The organism is Streptomyces sp. 12E, from assembly GCF_055633275.1.
The window spans coordinates 758,732-782,115 of record NZ_JBVNCJ010000001.1 but is presented as its reverse complement, the minus strand read 5'-3'; the positions used below and the strand labels follow the sequence as shown (position 1 = coordinate 782,115).

Annotated in this window: 11 protein-coding genes; 6 read left to right on the top strand and 5 right to left on the bottom strand. The window is 72.2% G+C overall.

What is annotated here, in order from left to right:
• Positions 1 to 40: 40 nt before the first annotated feature.
• Complete coding sequence (locus tag ACZ8ZB_RS03605) at positions 41 to 2,062, bottom strand: serine/threonine-protein kinase (protein ID WP_470736264.1); 2,022 nt, start codon at positions 2,060 to 2,062, stop codon at positions 41 to 43.
• Positions 2,063 to 2,346: 284 nt separating this feature from the next.
• Here ACZ8ZB_RS03605 and ACZ8ZB_RS03600 point away from each other — a divergent pair, with 284 nt between their 5' ends.
• Together ACZ8ZB_RS03600 and ACZ8ZB_RS03595 are read left to right on the top strand one after the other, a co-directional pair.
• Positions 2,347 to 2,739: a hypothetical protein gene (locus ACZ8ZB_RS03600; RefSeq protein ID WP_470736263.1), complete on the top strand. Its 393-nt coding sequence runs from the start codon at positions 2,347 to 2,349 to the stop codon at positions 2,737 to 2,739.
• The gene (locus ACZ8ZB_RS03595) at positions 2,736 to 3,314 is read left to right on the top strand and encodes a hypothetical protein (protein WP_470736262.1); all 579 of its coding nucleotides are present in this window, start codon (positions 2,736 to 2,738) and stop codon (positions 3,312 to 3,314) included. The genes ACZ8ZB_RS03600 and ACZ8ZB_RS03595 overlap by 4 nt, the downstream gene beginning before the upstream one ends.
• Before the next feature lie 142 nt (positions 3,315 to 3,456).
• Here ACZ8ZB_RS03595 and ACZ8ZB_RS03590 read toward each other — a convergent pair whose 3' ends face one another.
• The 3 genes from ACZ8ZB_RS03590 to ACZ8ZB_RS03580 all read right to left on the bottom strand — a co-directional run bounded on the left by ACZ8ZB_RS03590 (position 3,457) and on the right by ACZ8ZB_RS03580 (position 7,683).
• The gene (locus ACZ8ZB_RS03590) at positions 3,457 to 4,167 is read right to left on the bottom strand and encodes an 8-oxoguanine DNA glycosylase OGG fold protein (RefSeq protein ID WP_470736261.1); all 711 of its coding nucleotides are present in this window, start codon (positions 4,165 to 4,167) and stop codon (positions 3,457 to 3,459) included.
• A 1-nt stretch (position 4,168) separates the two neighbouring features.
• Complete coding sequence (locus tag ACZ8ZB_RS03585; protein WP_470736260.1) at positions 4,169 to 6,718, bottom strand: GmrSD restriction endonuclease domain-containing protein; 2,550 nt, start codon at positions 6,716 to 6,718, stop codon at positions 4,169 to 4,171.
• Between the two features lie 122 nt (positions 6,719 to 6,840).
• Positions 6,841 to 7,683, bottom strand: a complete 843-nt coding sequence (locus ACZ8ZB_RS03580; RefSeq protein ID WP_470736259.1) for a ParB N-terminal domain-containing protein — start codon at positions 7,681 to 7,683, stop codon at positions 6,841 to 6,843.
• Positions 7,684 to 7,969: 286 nt separating this feature from the next.
• On the opposite strand from ACZ8ZB_RS03580, the gene ACZ8ZB_RS03575 reads away from it, so the two are divergent.
• Positions 7,970 to 13,789, top strand: coding sequence for an AAA domain-containing protein (locus ACZ8ZB_RS03575; protein WP_470736258.1), 5,820 nt, complete (start codon positions 7,970 to 7,972; stop codon positions 13,787 to 13,789).
• A 99-nt stretch (positions 13,790 to 13,888) separates the two neighbouring features.
• Here ACZ8ZB_RS03575 and ACZ8ZB_RS03570 read toward each other — a convergent pair whose 3' ends face one another.
• Positions 13,889 to 16,060: a UvrD-helicase domain-containing protein gene (locus ACZ8ZB_RS03570; protein ID WP_470736257.1), complete on the bottom strand. Its 2,172-nt coding sequence runs from the start codon at positions 16,058 to 16,060 to the stop codon at positions 13,889 to 13,891.
• A 179-nt stretch (positions 16,061 to 16,239) separates the two neighbouring features.
• On the opposite strand from ACZ8ZB_RS03570, the gene drmA reads away from it, so the two are divergent.
• Genes drmA through drmC form a run of 3 tightly spaced genes read left to right on the top strand, consistent with a single transcriptional unit; the run spans position 16,240 to position 22,720 of the window.
• Complete coding sequence (gene drmA / locus ACZ8ZB_RS03565) at positions 16,240 to 20,070, top strand: DISARM system helicase DrmA (protein ID WP_470736256.1); 3,831 nt, start codon at positions 16,240 to 16,242, stop codon at positions 20,068 to 20,070.
• Positions 20,067 to 21,959: a DrmB family protein gene (gene drmB / locus ACZ8ZB_RS03560; RefSeq protein ID WP_470736255.1), complete on the top strand. Its 1,893-nt coding sequence runs from the start codon at positions 20,067 to 20,069 to the stop codon at positions 21,957 to 21,959. Before drmA ends, drmB begins: the two co-directional genes overlap by 4 nt.
• Complete coding sequence (gene drmC, locus ACZ8ZB_RS03555) at positions 21,956 to 22,720, top strand: DISARM system phospholipase D-like protein DrmC (RefSeq protein ID WP_470736254.1); 765 nt, start codon at positions 21,956 to 21,958, stop codon at positions 22,718 to 22,720. Before drmB ends, drmC begins: the two co-directional genes overlap by 4 nt.
• Positions 22,721 to 23,384: the final 664 nt, after the last annotated feature.

Below are 23,384 nucleotides of genomic sequence, written 5' to 3'. Positions count from 1 at the left end.
GACACGCAGGCGTAGGCGGCGCGTGTCCCGAGGACGCGGCTCAGGCGGGACAGCCGGCCTGCGAGGTGACCGTGCCCCAGCGGATCATCAGGTAGCCCGACCCGCCGATCTCCGCCACGGCGTAGCGGGTGTACGGCCAGCCGTCGCCCGAGGTCCGCCGCTGGTTCGCCAGGGCCCGGCACGCCTCACCGGCGGCCATGTCCGCCCAGGTCTCGATCTGTCCCTGGTTCCACATCAGGTAGTCCGACCAGACGTACATGGCCGAATTCGCGGGGTCGAAGCCCACCTTGATCTCGTCGTGGCCGAGCACCTGGTCGGTGCCGAGCGTCCCGCGCATCGCGTTGGTCCGTTCGATGATCTCCGTGGCGGCACGGTCCGCGACCCGGATTTCGGTGCCGTCGGTGCTGGGGACCATCGCCTCCCCGAGTCCGTTCTCGTCTGGCTCCCAGTCCTGTCCGGTTCCGTAGGCCGCGTCGGTGCCGTCCTCGAGGGCCGACCGGCACCGGGCGTCGGCTGCGAAGTCCTCCCGCCACGTCACCTGCGGGTCGCGGCCCTTCTCCTCCCTCACCGTGACGTAGGTGCGGTAGGGCAGTTCCGGGTGAAGGCGGAGCACGACGTCATTCAGCGTCAGGCACATGGATCTGGCGATCTCCGTTTCCGCGTACACGATCCCGTGCTCGTCCTCGGCGTCCAGCCGGTACGAAAAGTAGACCTCCCCGCGTGACGAGTGGAACTTCACGGCCTCCAGGGAGAGTTCGATCGGGCTGAGGTCCCGGGCGAGGACGTCCAGATCGTGCAGGAGCGCGCTTGCCACGTCGTGCTCGCCCTCGCCCCGAGCCGCACGCGCCTGCCCCCAGCTCTCCGCATCCGCATCCGCCGAGTCGTCGCCCCCGGCCTGCTGTTCCCCTCCCGCCGTGTCGTCCTTCGCGGTGTCCGTGGACGGCCGTGCGGTACCGGCCGAGGCGAGGGGCGACGCCGGGGGAGCGGCGGAGGAGGTCCGTCCGCCGTTGTCGGTGCCGCCGGGCATCAGGGCGGCCGCCCCTCCGGCCAGGCCGCCGACGACGGCGGCGACGAGGACCACGGCGCCCACCAGCCGTCGTCTCGACCGAGGCCGCTCCGGGGGCACGTGCCAGGCCGGATCGGCCCCGGCCGGCACGTCCCAGAGGGCCGTGACCATGTCCACGGCCGTCTCCGGCACCGCGCCGGCCGGCAGCACCTGGGTGATCTGGGCGGCCAGCAGTTCCGTGCACGCTCCGGCGGCCTCGGCCGCCGACGGGCGTTCGTCCGGCTCCTTGGCCAGCGCCTTCTCCACGACCTGGCGCAGCGGCGCGGGGACGCCGTCCAGGTCCGGTTCCCCGGACATCACGCGGAACGCGACCACGTCCGGTGCGCCGGTGCCGAAGGGCGGCCTTCCGGTGGCCGCGCAGGCCAGGAGCGCTCCCCAGGCGAACACGTCGCTCCCGGGGCCGGTGGCCCCCGTGCGGTAGTGCTCGGGACTGATCCAGCCGGGGGTGCCGGTCATGACACCGGTGCGGGTGACGCCGGTCCCGTCGGCGGCGTGGGCGATCCCGAAATCCAGGACGCGCGGGCCGCCGGGGGTGAGGACGACGTTCTGCGGCTTCACGTCGCGGTGCACCACGCCCGCGGCGTGGACGGCGGCCAGCGCCTGCGCGGTGGCCGCCGCGAGCGCGTACAGGCTGCCTCCGGCGAGCGGTCCGTGGGCGAGCAGGTGCTGGTGCAGCGTCGGTCCGGGGACGTACGCGGTGGCCAGCCACGGGGTCTCCGCGTCCGGGTCGGCGGTGAGGAGCGGGACCAGGTACGGGCCGGTGACGCGGGAGGACAGTTCCACCTCACGCCTGAAGCGGGCCCTGAACTCCGGTTCCTGGGCCTGCTCCGGATGAACCACCTTCACCGCGACGCGCGTTCCGTCGGAGCCGACACCGGCGTGGACGGTCCCCATGCCCCCCGCCCCGAGACGGCCGACGATCCGGTACGGGCCTATGCGGGAAGGGTCGCCGGGACGGGGCGACTGGACTCTTCCGCCGGAGCCGTTCTCACTCACAGACTGTTCCTTCGTGTGGTTCCACGGCGGTGTCCCCGCCCGGCGCCGACGAGCCCTCAGCGGTCGGTGTAGTGCTTCGCGAGCTGCTTGATCTCCTTGACCCACAGCTCCGTGTCGTCGCCCGGACGCTCGTACGGCGCGCCGGGTGACGAACCGGCTCAGAGCCCGAGTGCCCTGCGTGCCGAGGGGCAGAGGTGCACACCCGATTTCTAGCATGAATTTGTGAACTCAGTGCACGGGTTCGCATCCTGGGCTGGCCGGTGCCGCCGAGTCAAGTCCGACGCGTGCCGGTGGGGACGCCCGGTGCGGGGCACGCCCACGGCGACCGCGGCTGGCACCTGGCGATCGGCGGCGGAATGACCGACACGACCGGCTCGGTCACCGTCGTGCCGGGGCCCGACGGCAGACCCGAGGTCAGTCTCGACTACCAGGTCGACGTCTGGGACCGGTACAACTGGGACCCCGGAAAGGCCGCTCCGATCGGGCCGACGACCGTCACCGACGCGGACATGGTCCGACTGCACACGACAGGGCCGGCCAAGGAGTACGACATGAGAGGCAGCGGGACGGTGCGGCACCACGGTCTGGGGACCGAACCCGGACCACTCCCCGGTCCGGCCGACCCCGGGCGGGACGGCACGCGCACGGACCCCGGACGCGACGGAGACGCCCGATGAGGCACGTGTCCGCCGGGTCGACCGGTCCCGTGCGCACGGTCGTGTCGCTCGTCGGCGCTCTGTGCGCCGGGACGCTGCTCTGCTTCCTGTCCGCCTGTTCGCCGTCATCGTCCCCGGCCTCCTCCTCGAAGGGGACGGCGACCCGTGACGGGGCCGACGACGGACAGCGGGTCCCCTACTGGGCCAAGGGGGTGACACCGGAGGAGGTCGCCGAGCGACTGCACGTCACGGTCCCCGCCGGGGCCACCGACCGCAGGGCCGCCCACCAGAAGGGCTTCCAGGACGACGGACTCCTCCTCGCGTTCACCCTGCCCGAGGCGGACACCGCGGAATTCGTCGAGGAACTGGCCCCGGAGAACCCCCTGTCGCACCGCAAGGCCCCCCTTCCGTCGGCCGCGGAGGCAGAGCAGACGACGCCCTTCACCCGCCTCGGCCTGGAGGAGCCGGAGGCCCTGGCCGATGTGACGGAAGGCCCGGTCTGCGCCCCCTGCCGGGGCGATCTGAACTCCTTGTTCGTCGCCGTTCACCCGGTCGACGCCCAGCACAGCCGTGTCTACCTGCGGGGAGTGGACTGAGGCGCAGCAGAGAGGGGCGGCATCGTCGGACTCGCGACCTGGGCGGAGAAGAACGTCGAATGACACCACACGTGTGGGCCGGCCCTGGTCGGCGCCGGCCCACACGTGTTTCAGGGGAGCCGTTCGCTCCGGTGGGGGTGGTTCAGCCGGAGGACGGTTCAGGCCCAGGAAGCGACAGGCGCCTGCCGTAGGCGAACCAAGCGGCTTCCACGGCGTCGGGCATGGCTCCCGCCGACTCCGCCTGCTCATGGATGATGTCCAGGTAGCGGGCGTACTGTCTCGTGGTCCAGCCGTTGAGCGGCCAGTCCTCCGTGACGGCCTCCCGGTCCCTGAGCGCACGCGACACGACGCTGTCCAGGATGAGAGGGCGACGGTGGCCGGTGGGGTTCTCGTGGCCGGCGAAGTAGAGGAACTTGGTGAAGAACGCCGGGCCCAGATACGCGATGCGCTGGTCGTTGTTGCAGGCGTAGTACGCGGCGACGGCCCCCTTCTCCCGCAGCACAGCGAGAACGACGGCGATCCGGTCGTCGATGTGTGCGGCTGAGGTGTTCGCGAAGACACGTCCCCGCCGGTCCACCGACTGCGCCTTGGTGCCAGTACCCCAGACCAGGGAGGCGACCAGCAGATGCCTGCGTCCCTCGACGGTGCCGACTCCGCCGGCCATGCCCAGTACGGTGCGGCGGTCCACCCGCGGCCACCGGCCGACACGTGGGCACGCGTCGAGCTCGGCGGGCCACCAGGCGGCGTCGGGGATACGGGGCAGCCAGCGTTCCCGGTCGAAGGGGATCGCCTGGCCGAGGACGTCGTCCCTGGAAGGGACGACGAGGTCGGCCGGGAGCTCCGGTATCGGCACCTCATTCCCTCCGTGCCAGGTCCAGGGCCGCCGCCGTGACGAACCAGTCCAGTACTCCGCAGATTTCCTCCCCGTGCTCCGCGAACACCTGCACCGGGAAGGACGGGCGCAGTGCCAGCTTCGCCTCGGGCAGGTCGATGCCGTCGATCTTGTTGAGGCGATTCAGCAGCTCACGGCGCTGTTCGGTGTCGTCGAAGGGACGGCGGTCCTTGAGGTACTGGAAGACGACCTCGACCGTTCCGCTCACCGGGTAGATCGCCATGGGCCAGATCAGGTGGGGGCGGCGGCTCGTGCCGGCGTCGAGCATCGGGAAGCAGCTCGTCTCCTCGTGGCGGCCGTAGGTGACGTAACCACCCTGGAGACGCCAGAAGTCGAGTGCGCCCAGGACCCCGGCGGACGCCTCCGGCCAGTGCTCCTGCAACTGTGCGCGGAAGCGCTCGGCCGCCGCCGCGTCCTCTCCGTCGGGGAGGGGATCGTGCGAGACGGACTGCGTGACGTCCTTGCCGAGCAGGGTGGCCAGCTCGGCGGCGGTCAGGCGCTGCGACGCGTTGGCACGACCCGACGGATCGAACTTCACCCCTTCACCCATCAGCAGTTCTTGCGGCGGCTGCCGGTCGCTGCCGTCCGCCCAGCGGAACGCCGGGGAGATCCTGCCGTCCGCGGTGAGGACCCGGTGGGCCCCGATCACCGCCGGGTTGGAGCCCAGGTACGCACCGACCGGTACGGGGTGGCTGCCGATCAGTTCGGCGACATCGCCGTACGTCGTCCACGTACCGCTCGGCATCGCCACCAGGGCGGCCCGCAGCTCGGCCCAGCCCGGCCATTCCTCGCCCGTCGGCTTGACCCCGCCGATCGGGCCGGGCCACAACTCCACCGCCCGCTCCGTCAGACGGTCGGCACGGGCCAGGATCTCGGCCTTGCCCCAGCGCTTCTCCGCGGCGATCTCCTGGTTCATGCGCAGGGCGCTGGAGTCGAGGATCTGCTGCTTGCGCTCGAACGGGCTGTTGGACAGCTTGGCGTTGTCCCCGGTGAGGGTGAGGTTGCCGAGCGTGTGGACCAGTAGATCGTGCAGTTCCTGGGGGGTCTGGTTCGGCTCGGTCTCGTCGGCGAGCAGATCGAACCAGGCCGGGGCCGGGCGCTGCGGAAGGATGTGCTCCACGCTGAGGGACGCCTTCACGAAGTCGACCGGCTCGCTCGAACCGTAGCTCTCCTCCAGCCGGCGCAGGATGTAACTCCGCTGTTGAGGCCGGCCGCTCCAGTAGAACGGCTTGCTGCGGATCGCCTCGCGCAGTTCCTCGTCGCTCGGCCACCGGCGGCGTCGGCCGGACAGGAACCGCCGGACCGCCTCGGCAGCGGGACGGTCGGTCTCCAGCTCCTTGGGGGCTTCCATGAAGATGCGGTTGAGGCCAGTGGTCGACGTCTGGCAGACGAGCCGCCGTACCAGATAGGACTCGACGTACTGCAACGCCTCCGCCGCGTCCTCGGGCGTCGTGGTGCCACCGTCGACGAGATCCAACAGATGCAGTGCCAGCGGGTAGTGGGTCTGGCCACCCCATGCAGTGAGGCGTTCCAGCACGGCGCGCAGTACGGGCGACGGTTCCCGCCGGGGCTCGATGATGCGCAGGAACCGCCTTCCCCGCTCCGCCAGTTGCGCGATCTCGCGCTGCAACGCGTCCTCGTCGCCGGCCAGTGGCTGGAGTCGCTTCTGCTGTTCCCGGTAGATCTCGCTCTGCTTGGTCTTGTTGTGACCCCGCACCACCAGGTCCAGCCAGACCAGGAGTTCGAGGTTCTTGGGGCCGAGGCTCTGCTGCATGGGCAGCCACAGCTCCTGGTAGACCCGCTCGCCCTGCTTGGGCAGGAGCATGAACACGTAGTTGCGCAGCAGGTCGCTCTGGCTCAGCCCGACGCCCGTGTTGTTGATCGACTCGAAGATCCGGTAGACGTTGTCGCCCGGCTCCGCGGTGATCTCCACGATGGACAGCAGGTCCTTGAGGACGGTGCCGACCGTCGTGATCCACCGGTCGTCCCCGGAAGCTTCCTGGCCCTCGGCGAGTACGCCGCGGAAGAAGCGGTAAGCGGCCCCGATGTTGTCGCTGCCGCCGGCCTCCGCCCGGGACTGGATGCAGGCCGTGTACGCCTCGCGGTCGGCCTGCGTCGGCAGCAACCGGTAGTGGTCGAGGCCCTCGTGGTACTCGTTCACCAGGAGCTGGTGATGGATTCTGGTGACACCGCGCGTGTCCCCCGTCTCCTTGAGGTGGTCGCGCAAGGCGGCGAACGCCAGCATCAGGGTGGTCAGCCGTTGCTGGCCGTCCACGACGAGCCACCGCTGCACGCCGCCGGCCTGGAACTGGCCGGGCGCGAGCACCACGGAACCGAGGAAATGCGGGGTGGCGCTCTCGCCCGACAGGTGCTGGTCGACGAGTTCGCCGACATCCTCCCAGAGCCGCGTCAGCTGCTCCCTGCCCCAGCTGTAGGTCCGCTGGTAGAGGGGGACTTGAAACTGTTTCTCCCCCTGGATCAGTTTGAGGAAGGTGATTTCCTGCGCGCGCATACGTTTCCTTTCGCTGCCGGGCAGGCAAGGCCTGACGGCTCGTCCAACGGCTTGGGGCCCGAGGCGGTCACTCAATCTAAGGTGTACTCAGTCAACAGCGAGGAGTTTCAGGCCATCTACCGTCAGGCAGTACCCCTGAGAGTGGGGACTGTGGCCGCCCGCTTGGAGATCCGGGGCATCGTCTCGTTGGGGGACCGGCGCAGCAGCTTGATCGACCGGCCCTCGGCCCACGCGTTCCAGGCCTTGAGGTAGTAGAGCAGGTGCTCGCGCGAGTCGTCGCGGCGACGGTGCGACGTGCCCGTGGCGAGACTGAGCATCGTGTTGCGCAGGGTGAGGCGGGGGTCGCCCGGCTCCAGGCGCGCGCCGGTCACGACGCCCTCCTTCCAGGCGCTCTGATCGATGTCGGGCCGCGCCTCGCTGGTCACGTACCAGCCGATGGCCGCCGCCGTGACGGTGATGCGGCACGCGCGGTTGAGTGCGACGCCGTGCTGAAGGGCGTCACGGATGCCGGGATGCTTGTCGAGCATGGTCAGGAGCTGGTCGTTGCTGGTGACCGATGATCCCCCGCTCCAGGAGGAGTTGGGCGCGTTCAGGTAGAGGTGCAGGCCGCGCAGGGCCGCCGCCAGGTGCGTTGCGTTGGCCTCGCCGGCAAGGGCGAGCGCGTCCCGGCCGGTCCGCTTGCGCCCCGTGTCCATCACCGTGAACGCGGTGCGCGGAACGCCGTGGGTGACGGTCAGGGGGACGGGGATCCCCGCCTTGGCGATCGCCGCGAGGCGGTGCTGGCCGTCGATGAGTACGCCGTCCTCGTCGAAGGCGATGCCCTGGTGCGTCAACTGCCACTCGCCGCGCTGGATGCGGCCCGCCAGCTGCTGTACCGCCGCCTTGCTGAGCGGCCGGTTGCTGGTGTTGCGGGTGAGCCACTCCGCCGCGAGCTCTGGACCGACCTGGAGCACTTCCATGTGCATGGCGCGTGGCCTTTCTGTGGCGTCTGCCTGAGGCTGTGCAAGTGATGCCGAGTCATATTGGCTCACTGTTGTGAACAGAGTCAACATGCGAAATGGCTTGTGTTGTGGATTCGAGTGCGGTTCCATGGTCGGCGGTGAAGCTCGGCGTCCTGCTGCTACCCTCGGCCCGTGTGCTCAGTTCACACTTGAGGCGATGCGCTGGGGGGCGGAGACGTACTCGGGTGGGCCGGGGCGGGATGACACCAAGCGGCCACGCATGTGGCTCCGGACAGCAGTGGGGTGGCGTGTGAGCCAGCGTGAGTACGGCCTGGGCGACGAGACGCAGCCGGTCGGATCGGTCTACCGGTACGACGACGGGTTGCACGTGCGCGTGGATGACGTGGAGCCGTACGAGCTGGTCGATCCCGAGGACTCCGACGGGTACCGCCAGGGCGACGACCTGATCCGGTGCACGCTGTACCTGAGCAACGGCACGGACCGGCCCGTCGACGTCGACGGCATCACCCTGCTCGTGCGCGGCGGGCCCCACGGCAAAACGGCACGGCAGGTGCAGGACTACCGGACCGAGCTGCTCGACGACGAGCTCGAAGGCACCCTCCGCAAGGGCCGCCGAGCGTCCGCGACCTGGGCCTACAGCATTCCGGCGGGAACCGCCGCGGAGCTGGACATCGAGGTCCGGTTCCCGTACGGCCACGAGCGCGAGAGCGTCACCTTCACCACGTCGAGGGCCACGGCGCCCGCGCCCGCGCGGGCGGGACGGCTGCCGGACCAGGCGCCGCTGTTCGGCGAGCGGCAGCCGTCCCTGTTCACCGGCGCCGACGACGGGGACCACGGAACGGCCCGTACGGCGCTCGCAGCCGTACCGTCACAGCCCACGGGGCCGGACCGCCGCCCGACCACGCCTCTCGTGACGCCGTCGGCGGGGGCCGCCCCCCGCGCCCAGGGCCCGTCCTCCGACGAGCTCGACGCCACCCGCGTCCGTCAGGTCTTCCGGTTCCTCGCCGAGGCGGAGGAGTCGAAGGCCCGCCCCGTCCGCACCCTCGACGGCGCCGCCGGCGCCGTCTGGTTCGAGGAGCTGCCGGACGCCCCCGAGGTCGCCGTGATGCTCGACGGCGCCCTCGACACCGCGGAGCCGGCCTGGCTGACCCTCGCCCGTCCCGAGCGCGAGGACGCCCCGCACCCCGATCCCCTGCTCGCGCCCTGGATCGACGAGACCCGCGTCCGCGACTTCAAGCAGACCCGTGCCCCGCACCTGCGCCGCCGGATCGAGCCGGAGTTCCCCGACTGGTCCCGGGGCATCCCCCTCGACAAGACCTACCACGAGCTCGACGACCACCCGAAGCGGGAGAAGATCGAGAAGCGGTACGCCGCCTGGGAACAGGAGTGGCTCGCCTGGGCGGAGCGGCGGCGGGCCGTCGACCCGGTCGTGCGGCTGTACGACCGCCTGCACAAGATGCACGAGGACGCCGCCGACCTCGGCGAGGCCTACGAACTCGTCCTCGGACTCGGCCGGCTCACCTGGCAGACGACCACCGGCCAGCGCGTGGAACGCCACCTCGTCACCCACCGCGCCACCCTCCACCTCGACCCGGCCACCGGCACCCTCACCGCCGCCCCCGACCCGACCGGCACCGGGCTGGAACTGGAAGAGGGCATGCTGGAAGGCGCCCAGCACGTGCCCGGCGCGGTGCGCGAGCAGATCGTCGACACGCTGGACGGCGCCTCCGACGTCACCGACCCGGCACACCTCGACGCCGTGCACACCGCCCTGCGCAGCTGGACCAACGCGGCCCACAGCGCAGGCGGGTACACGCCGACCGTGGAACGCGTCCGGCCGCGCACGCTCGACGTGCCCCAGGTGGGACTCACCCCCGCGCTCGTCCTGCGGGAGCGCAACCGCCGTTCCACGATGGACGCCCTCAAGGCCATCGCCCGCCAGATCGACGCCGGCACGCCCCCCACCGAACTGCTCGGCTACATCGCCGGCCGCGACGGGGCGCTGACCGCCGCCGACCTCGCGGCGACCGAGGACGACGGCACGCGGGCCGGCGCCGACGAGATGTACTTCGCACTGCCCGCCAACGAGGAGCAGCGCACCATCGCCGAGCGCCTGCGCGCCAACCGGCTCGTCGTGGTGCAGGGCCCGCCCGGCACCGGCAAGACGCACACCATCGCCAACCTGGTCACGGACCTGCTCGCCCAGGGCAAGCGGGTCCTCATCACCAGCCACACCCCGCGCGCCCTGCGCGTCCTGCGGGACAAGCTGCCCGAGGGCATCCGCGACCTGTGCGTGAGCCGCACCGAGGACGGCGCCGCCGCCCAGCGGGAGCTCGAGGCGTCCGTGCAGAGGATCCTCGGCGAGTACGCCGGCTACGACCCCAACGCCTCGCAGAAGGACATCCGTACGCTCCAGGCGCGGCTGGCCGCGGCCCGGTCGGCCCAGCGGACCATGCTGCGCGACCTCGCCGTACTGCGCGAGCAGGAGACCCACCGCTTCGAGGCGGAGATCGGCGACTACACCGGCAGCCTCCAGGAGATAGCCGAACGCCTCACCGCCGAGACGGAGCGGTACGACTGGCTCGGGCGGGTCCCCCGGGAGCAGCCCGCCCTCACCGCCGACGACGCGCTGAGGCTGCTGCACACCACGCGCGCCTTCACCCCGCACCACCGCGCCCTGGCGGCCGAGGTGCCCGGCCCCTCCGAACTGCCCGCCCCCGGCGACTTCGAGGAAGCCGTGCGGGTCGTGCGCTCCGCCGAGGAGGCGCACGAGGCGGCACGACAGGATCCGCTGAGCCTGCGGTACGACACCGCCGTACGAGGTCTGGACGAGGCCGGACAGCAGCGTCTGACGGCCGCTCTGGACGCGTTCTCCGCCGCCCGCGCCAGGGCCGCGTCCCTCGCCGCGGCCGCCGGCGAGTGGGCCGGCACGCTCCTGGACGAGGTGACCGCGGGACAGGACTGGCAGGCGCGCAGCCGGCACGCCGCCGTCACCGACGCCCTCGCGGCGCTCGACGCCTCGCTCGCCACGCTCGGCACGGCGATGGTCAGCGGCCTGGAACAGTACGACCCGGCCACCGCGCTCGGTCAGGCCACCACCCTGCACGACGGACTGGCACAGGGACAGAAACTGCGCGGACCGCTCGGCACCCGCACGAAACTGGCCAAGGCCGTCGGCGCGTTCGTCCAGGCGGTGCGCGTCGACGGCAGGACCCCCGAGGACCCCGCCACGGCGGCGGTCGTCGTCGCACGGGTCCGGCTCGAACTGCGTCTCGCCCAGGTGGAGGCCGAGTGGGGCACCCCCGCCGGCGCCTGGCAGGGACACGGTCCGCGCCTGGCCCGCCTGCGCCAGGACGCCGCCGTGCTCGAAGCCCTGCTCGCCGTCGCCGCCGCCCGCACCGACGTGCTCACCGCCGCCGCCACCGCGCCCGGACTCGCCGTCGCCGACTGGCACGACACCTCGGTCGAGAACGCCGTGCGCGCCCTGCTGCGCGCGGCGACCACCCTGCGCGCCGCCGAGCGGTCCCGCAAGGTGATCGCGGACGCCGAGGAACTGCTGCGCTCCTGGAACGACCGGCCCGGCACGGCCCCCGCCGTCACCCGCGCGCTCGACGCCGTGCGCGCCCGGGACCCGCGGGGCTACCGGCAGTTCAGCGACGAGATGGCCGAGGTGCGCGAGGCCGCCCGGCTGCGGGCCGAGCAGCACGCCGCGCTCACCCGCGTGCGGGAGGCGTTCCCCTCCCTCGCCGAGCGCATCACCGGCTCCCCGGAGGACACCGCGTGGGACGAGCGGCTGCCGCGGCTCGCCGAGGCCTGGGCCTGGTCGGCGTGGTACGAGCGGATGGAGCGGCTGACCGACCCCGAGGCCGAGCGCACGCTGCGCCGGCACCTGACGGAGGCCGACGACGAGGCGCGCATCGTGCTCGCCCGGCTCGCCGCCGCCCGCGCCTGGCACCGCTGCCTCGGACTGCTCACCGGCGACCAGTCCCGCGCCCTCAGCGCGTACCAGCAGGCCGCCCGCCGCATCAAGGGCAAGTACCAGCACCGCTACCGGCGTGACGCCCAGGCCGCGCTGCGCAAGGCGCAGACGGCCGTGCCGGCCTGGATCATGCCGCTGCACCAGGTGGCGGAGACCGTGCCGATGGACCGGCCCGGCCTGTTCGACGTCGTCATCGTCGACGAGGCCAGCCAGTCCGGCCTCGAGGCCATGCTGCTGAGCTGGCTCGCCGACCGGATGGTGGTCGTCGGCGACAGCAAGCAGGTCAGCCCCTCCAACGTCGGCCTCAAGCAGGACGAGTACTTCCACCTGCGGGACCGGCTGCTCACCGCGCTCGAGCCGGACGTGCGCAGCCTCTTCGGCCCCGACTCCAGCTTCTTCGACCTCACCGAGGCGCTCTCCGCCGGCCGCGGCACCCTCATGCTCAAGGAGCACTTCCGGTGCATGCCGGAGATCATCTCCTTCTCCAACGACCTCTGCTACAACGGCCGGCTCCAGCCGCTGCGGCAGTACGGCGCCGACCGGCTGCCCCCGGTCCGCACCGTGCACGTCACGGACGGGGAGGCCGTCGGCGGCAACGACCGGCTGGTCAACACCGCCGAGGCCGAGGCCCTCGTCGACGCGGTCGTGCGCTGCTGCGCCGACCCCGCGTACGAGGGGAAGACCATGGGCGTCGTCAGCCTCCGCGGCGCCAAGGCACACCTGACGGAACTGGAGAACCTGCTCGCCGAACGCCTCGACTACGAACAGCGCGAGGAGCGGCGGATCCGGGTCGGCGACGCCGAGGACTTCCAGGGCGACGAGCGGCACGTCATGTTCGTCTCCTGCGTCAACTCGGCCACCACCGCGGCCGGGACCGTGCCGGGCGGCTTCAACGGCAAGACGTACGAGCAGCGGCTCAACGTGGCCGCCTCCCGCGCCCGGGACCAGGTGTGGGTGTTCCACAGCGCCCGGCCCGAGCAGTTCCACGAGAACGACCTGCGCCGGCGGTGGCTCGACCACCTCACCCGGCCCGCGGAGGAGGACACCGTCGCGGTCGAGGGCGAGGTGCTGCCCGACGTGCGCCACGAGGCGTTCGACAGCCTCTTCCAGCAGAAGGTGTACCTGGAGCTGACGGCCCGGGGCCACCGGGTGCGGCCCGGCTACCGGGTGGGCCGCCACACGATCGACCTGGTCGTCGAGGGCGGCACCCGCAGGCTCGCGGTCGCCTGCGACGGCGACGCCTTCGCCGACGGCGAGGACGCGTCCACCGGCGCCGCCCGTCAGCGGGACCTGGAACGCGTCGACTGGACCTTCGTCCGGATCCGCGGCAGCCGCTTCCACCTCGACCGCGAGCAGGCGCTCGCCCCGCTCTGGGCGGAGCTGGAACGGCTGGGGATCGAGCCGGTTCCCGCAGGGCCGGAGGAATCCGCCGCTCCCGCCGGCGTGGAGGACGTCCGGCCCGTGCCGGCCGACGGCCCGGACCAGGACGACGGGGCGGGGGAGCCGGGGGACGCCGCCCGCCCGCACGACCCGGGCCCGGCGCCCGACGTGACGCCGGAGGCGGCGGTGACCCCCGTCACCGAGTCCGGGGAACCGCGTACGGCCCGGCCGGTCCCCACCGAGGAAACGGCCCCGGAGCCCGCGCCCGGTCCGGTGGGCCCCGTCCCGCACGGCTCCCTCCCCGTCCGGGAGATCCCAGCCGCCGCCTTCCACCGGCTGGTGCGCGAGATGCAGGGGCTGCAGGCCGCCATCGACGCCCCGGACGAGACACCCGTGGACGCGGACCCGGCGAACCTCGTCTTCCTCAGGAAGACGCAGGCCGACCAGCGGGAGCGCCGCACGAAGCGGCTCGGTTTCCTGCGGTCCTTCCTCGACGCCGTGCGGGTCGGCGGGGAGGACGCGCCGAAGGCGGTGCACCCCGGCGCGCTGCTCGTCCTCGAGTTCGACGGACAGGTCGACGACACGACCCTGTACACCGTCGCCGAACTGCCCACCGAGGATGCGGAGGTCATCTCCCCGTCGTCGCCGTTGGGGCACGCGCTGATGTGGCAGCCGACCGGGCGGAGCATCGTGTACGACGCCTCCGGGGGCAGGAGCCACGAGGTCGTCGTCCGGAAGATCCGGGCCTGACGCCCACGCGCGACGGGCGGGAGCCGGATCTCCCGCCCGTCACGGGGCCCCGGTGTCCCGGATCCCTCGCCGGGTCCGGGACACCGGGGCCCGTGCGTCTCAGCCGGCCACCGGGTCCAGCAGGCGGCTGCGCTCACCGCTCCACGAGACCGCCAGCGCGTCGCGGGCCCGGGTGCACGCCACGAACAGCAGGCAGTGCTCGGCCAGCAGGTCCGACCGGTGCTGGACCGGATCGACCTCGGCGGGCGTCACCTGCGGGGCGAACGGCAGCACGCTCGACGTCACGCCCACCACGGCCACGCACCGGAACTCCAGTCCCTTCATCGCGTGCATGGTGGCCACGCGGACACCGGAGACCTCCGGCCCCGGGTTGTCCTTGACGGCCACCGCCGGGACGCGCTCCCGCCGCAGGCGCGCGATGACCGCGTCGACCAGGGTGTTGAACCGGGCGCACACCGCCACCTCGGACGGCTTCACCCCGTCCTGTTCGATCCAGGTGCGCACCTGTTCGACCAGTGCTCGCAGTTCCTCGTCCTGGCTGCCGTGTCCGCGTGCCGCCGGGACGCGGCCGTGCAGCTGGGACCGGTAACCGCGCAGGGAGTCCCGGCCGCCGTCCTCGTCGTCGTCCTCGCCCAGCCGGCCCACCGGCTGACCGTCGAGCAGGGACGCCGACCAGCGCAGGATCTCCTCCGTGCTGCGGTAGTTCAGGCGGAGCCGGGACGTACGGCCGCGGACGTCGATGCCCAGCGAGCGCAGTGAGACCCGGGAGTCGTAGATGCGCTGGTGCGGGTCACCGACCAGGAACATGTCGTCGGCCCCGGGGGCGACGCAGGCGCGCAGCACCCGCCACTGGGCCGGATGCAGGTCCTGGGCCTCGTCCACGACGACGTGGCGGTAACGCGGCGGCCCCTCGGCCAGGACGCGCGCCGCCTGGTCGCACAGCTGCGTGTACGTCGCCGAGTCGCGCGAGGCGAGGTCCGCCGTGAACCGCTCCATCACCCGCCACAACCGGGCCCGCTGCACCCGGCCCACCTGGGTGCCGCGTCCCCGGCGCACACAGCGCAGGTACTCCTCGGGCGTGCGCAGTCCCTGGGCCAGGACGACGTTGCGGAACTCCTGGGACAGGAACTGCTCCGTCCACGGCAGTTCCTCGCGTGCCGTGGCGCGGGTCCAGGCGCTCTTCTCGGCGGCGGCCGACAAGGGCTTCGGCGAGCTGCCCCGCGCCTCCCGGACGACCCGCGCGGCGAGCGAGTCCACCGTCGTGACGTCGACGCGCTCCAGCAGGTGGGCGTCGGCGTCGCCGAGCAGCAGCGCGAGGCTGTCCCGCAGGGCCGCCGCCATGGCGTTGGTGAAGGTGGTCAGGAGGATCCGGTCGCCCTCACGGCCGGTGCGCAGCAGGTGCCGTACGCGGTGCAGGGCGACCACCGTCTTGCCGGTGCCCGGCCCGCCGGTGACCTGGGCGGGGCCGTTGAAACCGGGGTGGTAGGCGTACCGGCGCTGGGCGGGGTGGAGGAAGATCCGCCAGCGGGTGAAGTCCTCGGTGAGGATGCGTTCCAGCTCGCCGGGGCCCGTCACCTCCACGATGCGGTCGGGCGTGTTGAGGATCGCCTCGGAGAGGGTGACCGCCGGCCGTTCCTGCGCCGTGCGGACGGTCTGTCCGCGCGGCGCGATCAGCTGCTCCCAGACGTCCTCGGGGGACTCGCCCTGCGCCAGGAACCACAGCACCTCGTACTGGTCGGCGGGCATCATGGGCGGTGCCATGACGGCCAGGTCGTCGACGGTGACGCAGACGCGGGCCAGCTTCAGCACCTGGTCGTCGACGCCGAGGTCGCGCAGAACGGTGTCGGAGTGTCCCTCGAAGAGGCGGGTGGGGGTGGTGTGCGCCTTGGTCTCGAAGTAGGTCTCCATCTGTTCGAGGGCCTCGACGTTGCGCACCTCCACGCCGCGGGTGGCGCTGTTGACCGAGTAGGCGCGCTTGCAGGCCCAGTTGATGGCCTCGTCGTGCGGGGCGACCCGCAGGAGCATGAACAGCTCGCTGCCGTCGTCGGGGGCCAGCAGGACACCACGGTAGAACTTGGTGATGCGTATGGTGCGGATCCGGGGGTCGCGTGCCCGCTCGAGCTTCTCCAGGTGCATGCCCTTGCTCGCGTGGAGCTGGGGGACGGTCAGGCTGCGGAACATCTGGATCGCGTCGCCGACTTCCTTCTGGACCGGTCGCTGCAGTGAGATGAGGTCCGCGACGAAGTCGTCGGAGAGAGCGAGTCGGGGCATCGGCGTCCTCGGTGACGGGCGGGCGGTGGTCGGGACCAGACTAGAGACCCCGGCGAGTCGGAGCGAAGGAGCATCCAATAATCGTTGTGTGAACTGTGTCAACGGTCTATTCTTTGTGTGCTGCCGCACGTACGGTTCCCGTCCGTGCTCCATCGGATCCGTCCGGAAGGACCCCTCGCATGCCGGCCCAGCCCGCCCAGGCCGCTGTCCCGCACCCGCTCGACGACGTGCCCCAGACGTTCCGTGCCGGGGACTCGTACGAGGTGCGCGACGGACTCGTGACCTACATACGCCGCGATCTGCTGGGGCCCTGGGACGGAGAGACCGAGACCCTGCCGAGCGCCTCGTCCGGGCCGCGCGACCGGTACCTCGTGGGCATGCTCGGTCCGCGGCCCCAGGACGTCACCGCCGACCGGATCGCGCTCGTGGCCGCCCAGAGCGCGGACGGGGAGTCGGGCGACGAGCAGGAGGGGGACGACACCGAGCTGCAGGACCGGCTGACCCCGCAGGCCGCAGGCCACATCTGGGCCTCCTCCATGGGGCTGTCCTTCACCGTTCCCGCCTCCGTCGGCACACTCAGCGTCACCGTCCGCTGGGGACGCTACACGCAGTCGGAGGAGGCCACCGACCGCGGCACGACCCGCAGGGTCTGGTCGCGCGAGCCCGTCGAGCACCCGGTGGACATCGACGTGACGGACCTGGCGGACCGGATCGTCGCCCTCGAAGGGGGAGCGGCCGTCCTCGACGTGCAGGTGCGCCGGCACACCGGCCGGGCCGGGACCGAGGACCTCCGCGTCGTCGAACTGGCCCTGGTGAACCGGCAGCAGGACAGCCGCGAGGCGCGCGACGCCCACTGGCTCTTCCAGACGGAGATCGACGTCACCGCCTTCCCGGACGACCAGGCGGCGGTCTTCCTCCCGGTCGACGACCCGCTCGACCCCGCCCACCGCGGCAACGGCGCGGAGGACGCCGAGGAACGCAGGCTCCGGCTCCTCTACCGGGACAGCCTCAGCCACGCCAAGGGCCGCAACGTCGCCGTGCACGCCCAGGTGCGGGACGGTGAACGCAACGCGCACCGCCTCACCACCACCTGGCTGCCGGAGTACGACGTCCGGGCCACCACCGCGCCGACCGTTCAGGAGCAGGAACTGCTCCGCGGGCTCGAACTCGGCATGGACGAACTCGCGGCCCTCGCGGTGCCCGCCCGCCGGGCCGAACTGAGCGCGGCCCTCGCCCCGCTCGCCGACGGCTACGGCACCTGGCTCGACGAGCAGCGCCGCAAGGCGCGCTCGCTCCCCGACGACCTGCGCGCGTCGGCCGACGTCGCCGTCGACCAGGCACTGGACGTCTGCGACCGCATCACTCTCGGCATCGACCGGCTCGTGGCCGACGACACCGCCCTGGAGGCCTTCCGGTTCGCCAACCGGGCCATGGCGCTCCAGCGCCGCAACACCGCGATCGCCGCGGCCCGCGCCGGACGCGAGGACGACCGCGCCTCCTACCGCGAGGCGTACGACGAGATCCACGCCAAGGGCAAGGCGGCGGCGAGCTGGCGCCCCTTCCAGCTCGCCTTCGTCCTGCTCAACCTCGACTCCCTCGGCCGGCCCGGGCACCCCCACCGCGGCACCGGCCGCGAGGCACTCGTCGACCTGCTGTTCTTCCCGACCGGTGGCGGCAAGACGGAGGCCTACCTCGGCCTCGCCGCCTACACCTTCGCGCTGCGCCGCCTGCAGGGCACGATCGGCTCGGGCGCACAGGCGCGCAGCGGCGAGGCGGGCGTCGGCGTCCTCATGCGCTACACCCTGCGCCTGCTGACCGCCCAGCAGTTCCAGCGCGCCGCCGCCCTGGTCAGCGCCTGTGAGGTACTGCGCCGCGAGGAGTTCGCACGGGACACCCGCTGGGGCGCCACCCCGTTCCGCATCGGCCTGTGGGTGGGAACCTCCGTCTCACCCAACTGGTTCGACGAGGCCAAGGACCAGATCGCCGAGGCCAAGGAGAGCGCCAGCGACAAGCACGCCCGCGTCCTCCAGGTCCTCACCTGCCCGTGGTGCGGAAGCGGACTGACGGCTCGCTCCCACATGGAGTACGACGAAGCGCGGCGCCGCGTCCTGCTGTACTGCCCGCGCGGGGAGGGCGAGGACCGCTGCCCCTTCTCCCGGCGCGAATCGCCCGGCGAGGGCGTCCCGGTGCTCACGGTCGACGAGGAGATCTACCGGCTCGCGCCCTCCCTGCTGATCGCCACCGTGGACAAGTTCGCCCAGCTGCCCTGGAACGGATACGCCGGCCTGCTGTTCGGCAGGGTCACCGAACTGTGCCCGCGCCACGGCTACCGCCACGACGACCTCGACGCCAAGACCGGCTGCGGGAGCCGCCACAACGCCAGGGGAGACCTGCCCGGCGTCACCGCGCAACCGGTGACGCGGCTGCGGCCCCCGGACCTGATCATCCAGGACGAGCTGCACCTGATCTCCGGTGCCCTCGGCACCACCGTCGGCCTCTTCGAGTCCGCCGTCGACCAGCTGTGCACCTGGAGCGTCACCGACGCCCAGGGGCGGCGCCACGAGACCGGCCCCAAGATCGTCGCCTCGACGGCGACGACCAAGCGGGCCGCCGAACAGGTGCTGGGCGTCTTCGGGCGCAAGGTCGCCGTCTTCCCGCCCCAGGTGCTCGACGTCGGGGACACGTTCTTCTCCCGCCAGGTCGAGCTGAGCCGTACCGACCCCGGCCGGCGCTACCTGGGGGTGTGCGCGCACGGCACCCGCCTCAAGGCCGCCGAGATCCGGGTCGCCGAGATCCTGCTCCTGGCCGCACAGCAGCTCTTCGACGACTACGGCAAGCCGGCCGACCCGTACATGACCCTGGTCGGTTACTTCAACGCGACGCGCGAACTCGCGGGCATGCGCCGGTACATGGACGACGACATCACGACCCGGGTGCGTTCCAACGGCAGCCGCCGGGGCCGGGACACGCTGGCCGACCGCATCGTGAGCCGGACCGGCATGCTCGGCATCCAGGAACTGACCTCGCGCATCTCCTCCTCCGACATCGGCGCCGCCCTCAAGCGTCTGGAGACCGGGTTCGACCCCGAGCGGGACACCTCCGTGCGGCGCCGCGCCTTCCTGCGGGAGTACGCGGCCGCCGTGAAGGAGAAGCGGGAGCCCCGTGCCGCCATGACACCGATCGCCCGGCAGGCGGTGGACGTCGTCCTGGCCACCTCCATGCTCCAGGTGGGCGTCGACGTCTCCCGGTTCGGCCTGATGCTGGTCGTCGGCCAGCCCAAGAACACCGCCGAGTACATCCAGGCGTCCTCGCGCGTCGGCCGTGACGCCTCGCGCCCCGGTCTCGTCGTGACCCTCTACAACTGGTCGCGTCCCCGGGACCTCGCCCACTACGAGGACTTCGAGCACTACCACGCCACCTTCTACCGCCAGGTCGAGGCCCTCTCCGTCACCCCGTTCACCCGCCGCGCCCTCGACCGGGGCGTCGCCGCCACCTACGTGGCGGCGCTGCGCCACGCGGCCCACGACACCTCGCGCAACCTGGACGCCCACCAGGTGGACCTGGACGGCCCCCTCGCCCGGGACGTCGAACGCCGGCTGCTGGAACGCGCGGAACGGGTGGGGGGCGACCTCCCCCGCCAGTACCTGAGCGAACGGCTGGACCGGCTGAAGGACGAGTGGCGCCGCAAGCGGGACGAGAACAGCGCGGCCCTCGGCTACCGCAAGGAGAAGCACAAGACCACCGTCGTGAACGGGCTGCTCCGACGGGCGGACGGGTCCCGCTGGACCGAGCTGACCGTCGGCATGTCGATGCGCGAGACGGAGAACGAGATCAACCTCCTGCTGCCCGGGGGCGGGGCCTTCCTCGAGGACTCCTCGGGCGGCGGCCCGGACTGGAACTTCGGAGCGGTCGGCACGGACGCCGGGACCGACCCCGACCTTGCGGCCACCGTGGACAGCGACGAGTACGGAACCACCGGCGCGGACACCCCCAGGAGGGCACAGCGATGACCACGTGGAGCAACCGCAGGGTCGGAGCGGTCCGCCCCAGCCACCTGATGTTCACCGCCGGCGTCGGCTCCCTCGTCGACCTGCCGAACTTCTCCGTCCTGGTCAGGGGACTCGACGCCTGGAGCTACTCCGGCATCACCGGCTACGACATCGACGAACCCCGGCTGCGCGCCGCCGTCAACCGCTCGCTCCAGCGCTACGGGCGCGGGCAGATCGAGCAGTTGCGTGCGGCCCCCTGGCTGGAGGGCGCGGACACGGATCCCAAGGGGTGGGCGGCGCAGGGGGTCGGCGTGCCCGTCGCCCCGTTCCCGCAGTGGCTGCGCTGCACCGCCTGCAACGTCCTCGCCGCCGTCGACTCCGGCGAGTTCGCCTTCCTCAACGCCAATCCGCGCACGCCGCACGAGGCGAAGTTCGTCCACGACTGCAAGCGGGGCAAGCCGCTCGCCGTGGCCGCCCGATTCACCCTCGTGTGCACGGCAGGCCACCTCGACGAGTTCCCCTACACCCCGTTCGTCCACCACGGGCAGGCCTGCGGAAAGATTCCGCGCCCCAAGCTGCGCATGAAGGACCACGGCGGCAACCAGGCCGCCAACGTCACCATCGAATGCGTCGCCTGCGGCGCGAAGCGCAACATCCGCGAGGCCATGGGCGAACGCGGGCGCCGTCACCTGCCCCGATGCCGCGGTCGCCACCCCCATCTGGGCACCTACGAGCCGAACGGCTGCGACCGCGACGCGGTGCTGATGGTCGCGGGCGCCTCCAACCAGTGGTTCCCGCTCACCCTCAGCGCCCTCGCGCTGCCCAAGGGGCAGGGCGGCGACATCGACAAGCTGCTCGACGACCACTGGCCGGAGCTCGAGAAGGTCGAGGACCGCGGCGAGCTCGCCTTCATGACGCGTCTGCCCCAGTTCGGGTTCCTCAAGGAGTTCGACGCGGACGCCGTCTTCACGGCGATCACGGCCCGCAAACAGGGAATCGACGGACCGGCTCCCTCCGCCCCCGACGTCCAGGCCGACCTCTTCCGCCCCGAGTGGGACGCCCTGTCCGGCCCGGTCCCCCCGCCCAGTGACGACTTCGCCCTCAGGCCGGTCACCGCCCCGGCCCCGCTGGACGAACTCTTCTCGGACGTCCGCCAGGTCGAGCGGCTGCGCGAGGCGCGCGCCCTGATCGGCTTCACCCGCCTCGACGCCCCCGATCCCGAGTCCCCGGAGATCGCCACCCGCGTGGACCTGTCGCGGGGCACGCGGAACTGGGTGCCGGCCAGCGAGGTCCGCGGAGAGGGGATCTTCCTGCGCGTGCGGGACGACCTCATGGCGGAATGGGTGGCGCGCATGGAGAAGTCGCCGCAGATGGAGGCGCACCGGGAGGCCTACGGCCGGTTCCGCTCCAACCGGAAGTCGGATCGCAAGACGAGCGACTTCGACCCCTTCCACGGCTGGCCCGGTGCCCGCTACATCGCCCTGCACACCCTCTCCCACCTGCTGATCCGCACCATCGCCCTGGAGTGCGGTTACAGCTCGGCCTCCCTGGCCGAGCGGATCTACGCCGGAGACGAACAGAGCCCGAGGACGGGGATCCTGATCTACACCGCCGTCCCGGACTCCGAGGGCACCCTCGGCGGCCTGGTCTCCCTGGCCGAGGAGCGCGAGTTCGGCCGGATCGTCCGCCGGGCCCTGGCCGACGCCGGGCACTGCTCGGCCGATCCGCTCTGTTCGGAGCGGCTGCCCCACGATCCGGGCGACTACCTCCACGGGGCGGCCTGCCACGTCTGCCTCTTCGTCTCCGAGACCACGTGCGAGCGCGCCAACCGGTTCCTCGACCGCCGCTTCCTCGTCCCGCTCTCCGGGGACGAGGGACAGGTACTGACGCCGGTCGGCCTGCTGCCGTGAGCCGGCGCGCGTTCGAGACCGCCGCGGAGTCCGCCGTGGCGGTCCTCGGCCTGTCCCGGAGCAAGGACCTCGTCGGTCTGCTGGCGCGGCGGGGAACCAAGGAGCGGGCCCTGGCCGAACTGACCGCGCCGGGGGCCGACGCGGTCGTCGCGGGCCTGTACGACGCGATGGAGGAGGACTCGGTCCCGTTCGCCGAGGCGGCCGCCTATGTACGGGGGTATGTCGCGGCCATGCTGAGCACCCGGGACAGGGTGCGGGTCCGCACCGTGTGGAGCGGCCCCTCGACACCGGGCGTGCCGGTGCGGGCGACCGCCCAGGTGCTGGTCGACGTCATCGACGAGGCCCGGGACGAACTGCTGGCCATGACCTACGCGGCCCGCCCGTATCCGGCTCTGACCCGGGCGCTCACGGCGGCTGCCGGGCGGGGCGTGAGGATCCACGTCGTGGTCGAGACGCTGGCCGGCGCGAGGGGACTCCTCAAGGGCCGGGAACCGGCCGAGGCGTTCGTCCCCGTTCCCGGGGTGAGCCTGTGGCACTGGGCCCGCGACCCGGGCGGCCACCCGCACTCGCGTCAGCACGCCAAGCTCGCGGTGGCCGACCGCCGCACGCTGTTCCTGGGCAGCGCCAACCTGACCGAGTCCGCGGCCCACCGCAACATCGAGGCGGGGGTGCTGGTGAACGGCGGCGAAGCGCCGCGCCGGGCCGCGGAGCACATCGTGGAGCTGCAACGGCTGGGCGCGCTGAGGCCGCTTCGGCCGTGAGCGGGCCGGGGCCTGGGACATGCCCGCTCCCGCCGAATTCGCGGAGGGTGCCGACCAGGGACGACGGGGAGACACGGCTCGACCGTTCCGGTACGGGGAAGGAGCCGTCGCCCGGGCCCGGCCCCGGACCGGTCGTGCGTCCGGGGCCGGCGGACTGATGGCGGCAGGCATCCTGAGCTGCCGTGCCGCAGATCGCGGCGGACGCCGGCTCGGGGAAGCACGGGTCCGAGCCGCCGGGCTCCGACGGAGGCCATAGGGCTTCACCTCGGAGGACGCCCTCGACCGTACGCACACGAGTACACGCCGAAGCGCACCCGCATCCACCTCCGCGCCCATTTCGAACCCTGTATCAGCCCTCTCCCCGCGCCGCTCCTGTCGACGTCAACGGGAGAAGGGTGAACCGGCCACGTCACGCCCGTACACCGAACCGTCCGCACCAGGACAGTCACCCTGCGTACCGTCGTGGTGCTCCTCACGGTAGGACGATTCCGTCACCCCCGGTGGGGTGAACCAGGGAACCGTCACCGCACCTGGTGAACCGACCGCTCTCACGGGCCACTTCCGCACCCTGTTCCCCGCCGTGGTGCCTGGCGCGCACACCGCACGCTATGCCGCCGGATGTCGGCTCACGGCGCAACAGGGCCGGTCAGAAGCGAGGTAAAAC

What these genes read in the sequence shown, in the direction of transcription:
- ACZ8ZB_RS03580 (WP_470736259.1), bottom strand. Translation starts at nt 7,683, where the DNA reads ATGCACATGGAAGTGCTCCAGGTCGGTCCAGAGCTCGCGGCGGAGTGG.
- ACZ8ZB_RS03570 (WP_470736257.1), bottom strand. Translation starts at nt 16,060, where the DNA reads ATGCCCCGACTCGCTCTCTCCGACGACTTCGTCGCGGACCTCATCTCA.
- ACZ8ZB_RS03595 (WP_470736262.1), top strand. Translation starts at nt 2,736, where the DNA reads ATGAGGCACGTGTCCGCCGGGTCGACCGGTCCCGTGCGCACGGTCGTG.
- drmB (WP_470736255.1), top strand. Translation starts at nt 20,067, where the DNA reads ATGACCACGTGGAGCAACCGCAGGGTCGGAGCGGTCCGCCCCAGCCAC.
- ACZ8ZB_RS03585 (WP_470736260.1), bottom strand. Translation starts at nt 6,718, where the DNA reads ATGCGCGCGCAGGAAATCACCTTCCTCAAACTGATCCAGGGGGAGAAA.
- drmA (WP_470736256.1), top strand. Translation starts at nt 16,240, where the DNA reads ATGCCGGCCCAGCCCGCCCAGGCCGCTGTCCCGCACCCGCTCGACGAC.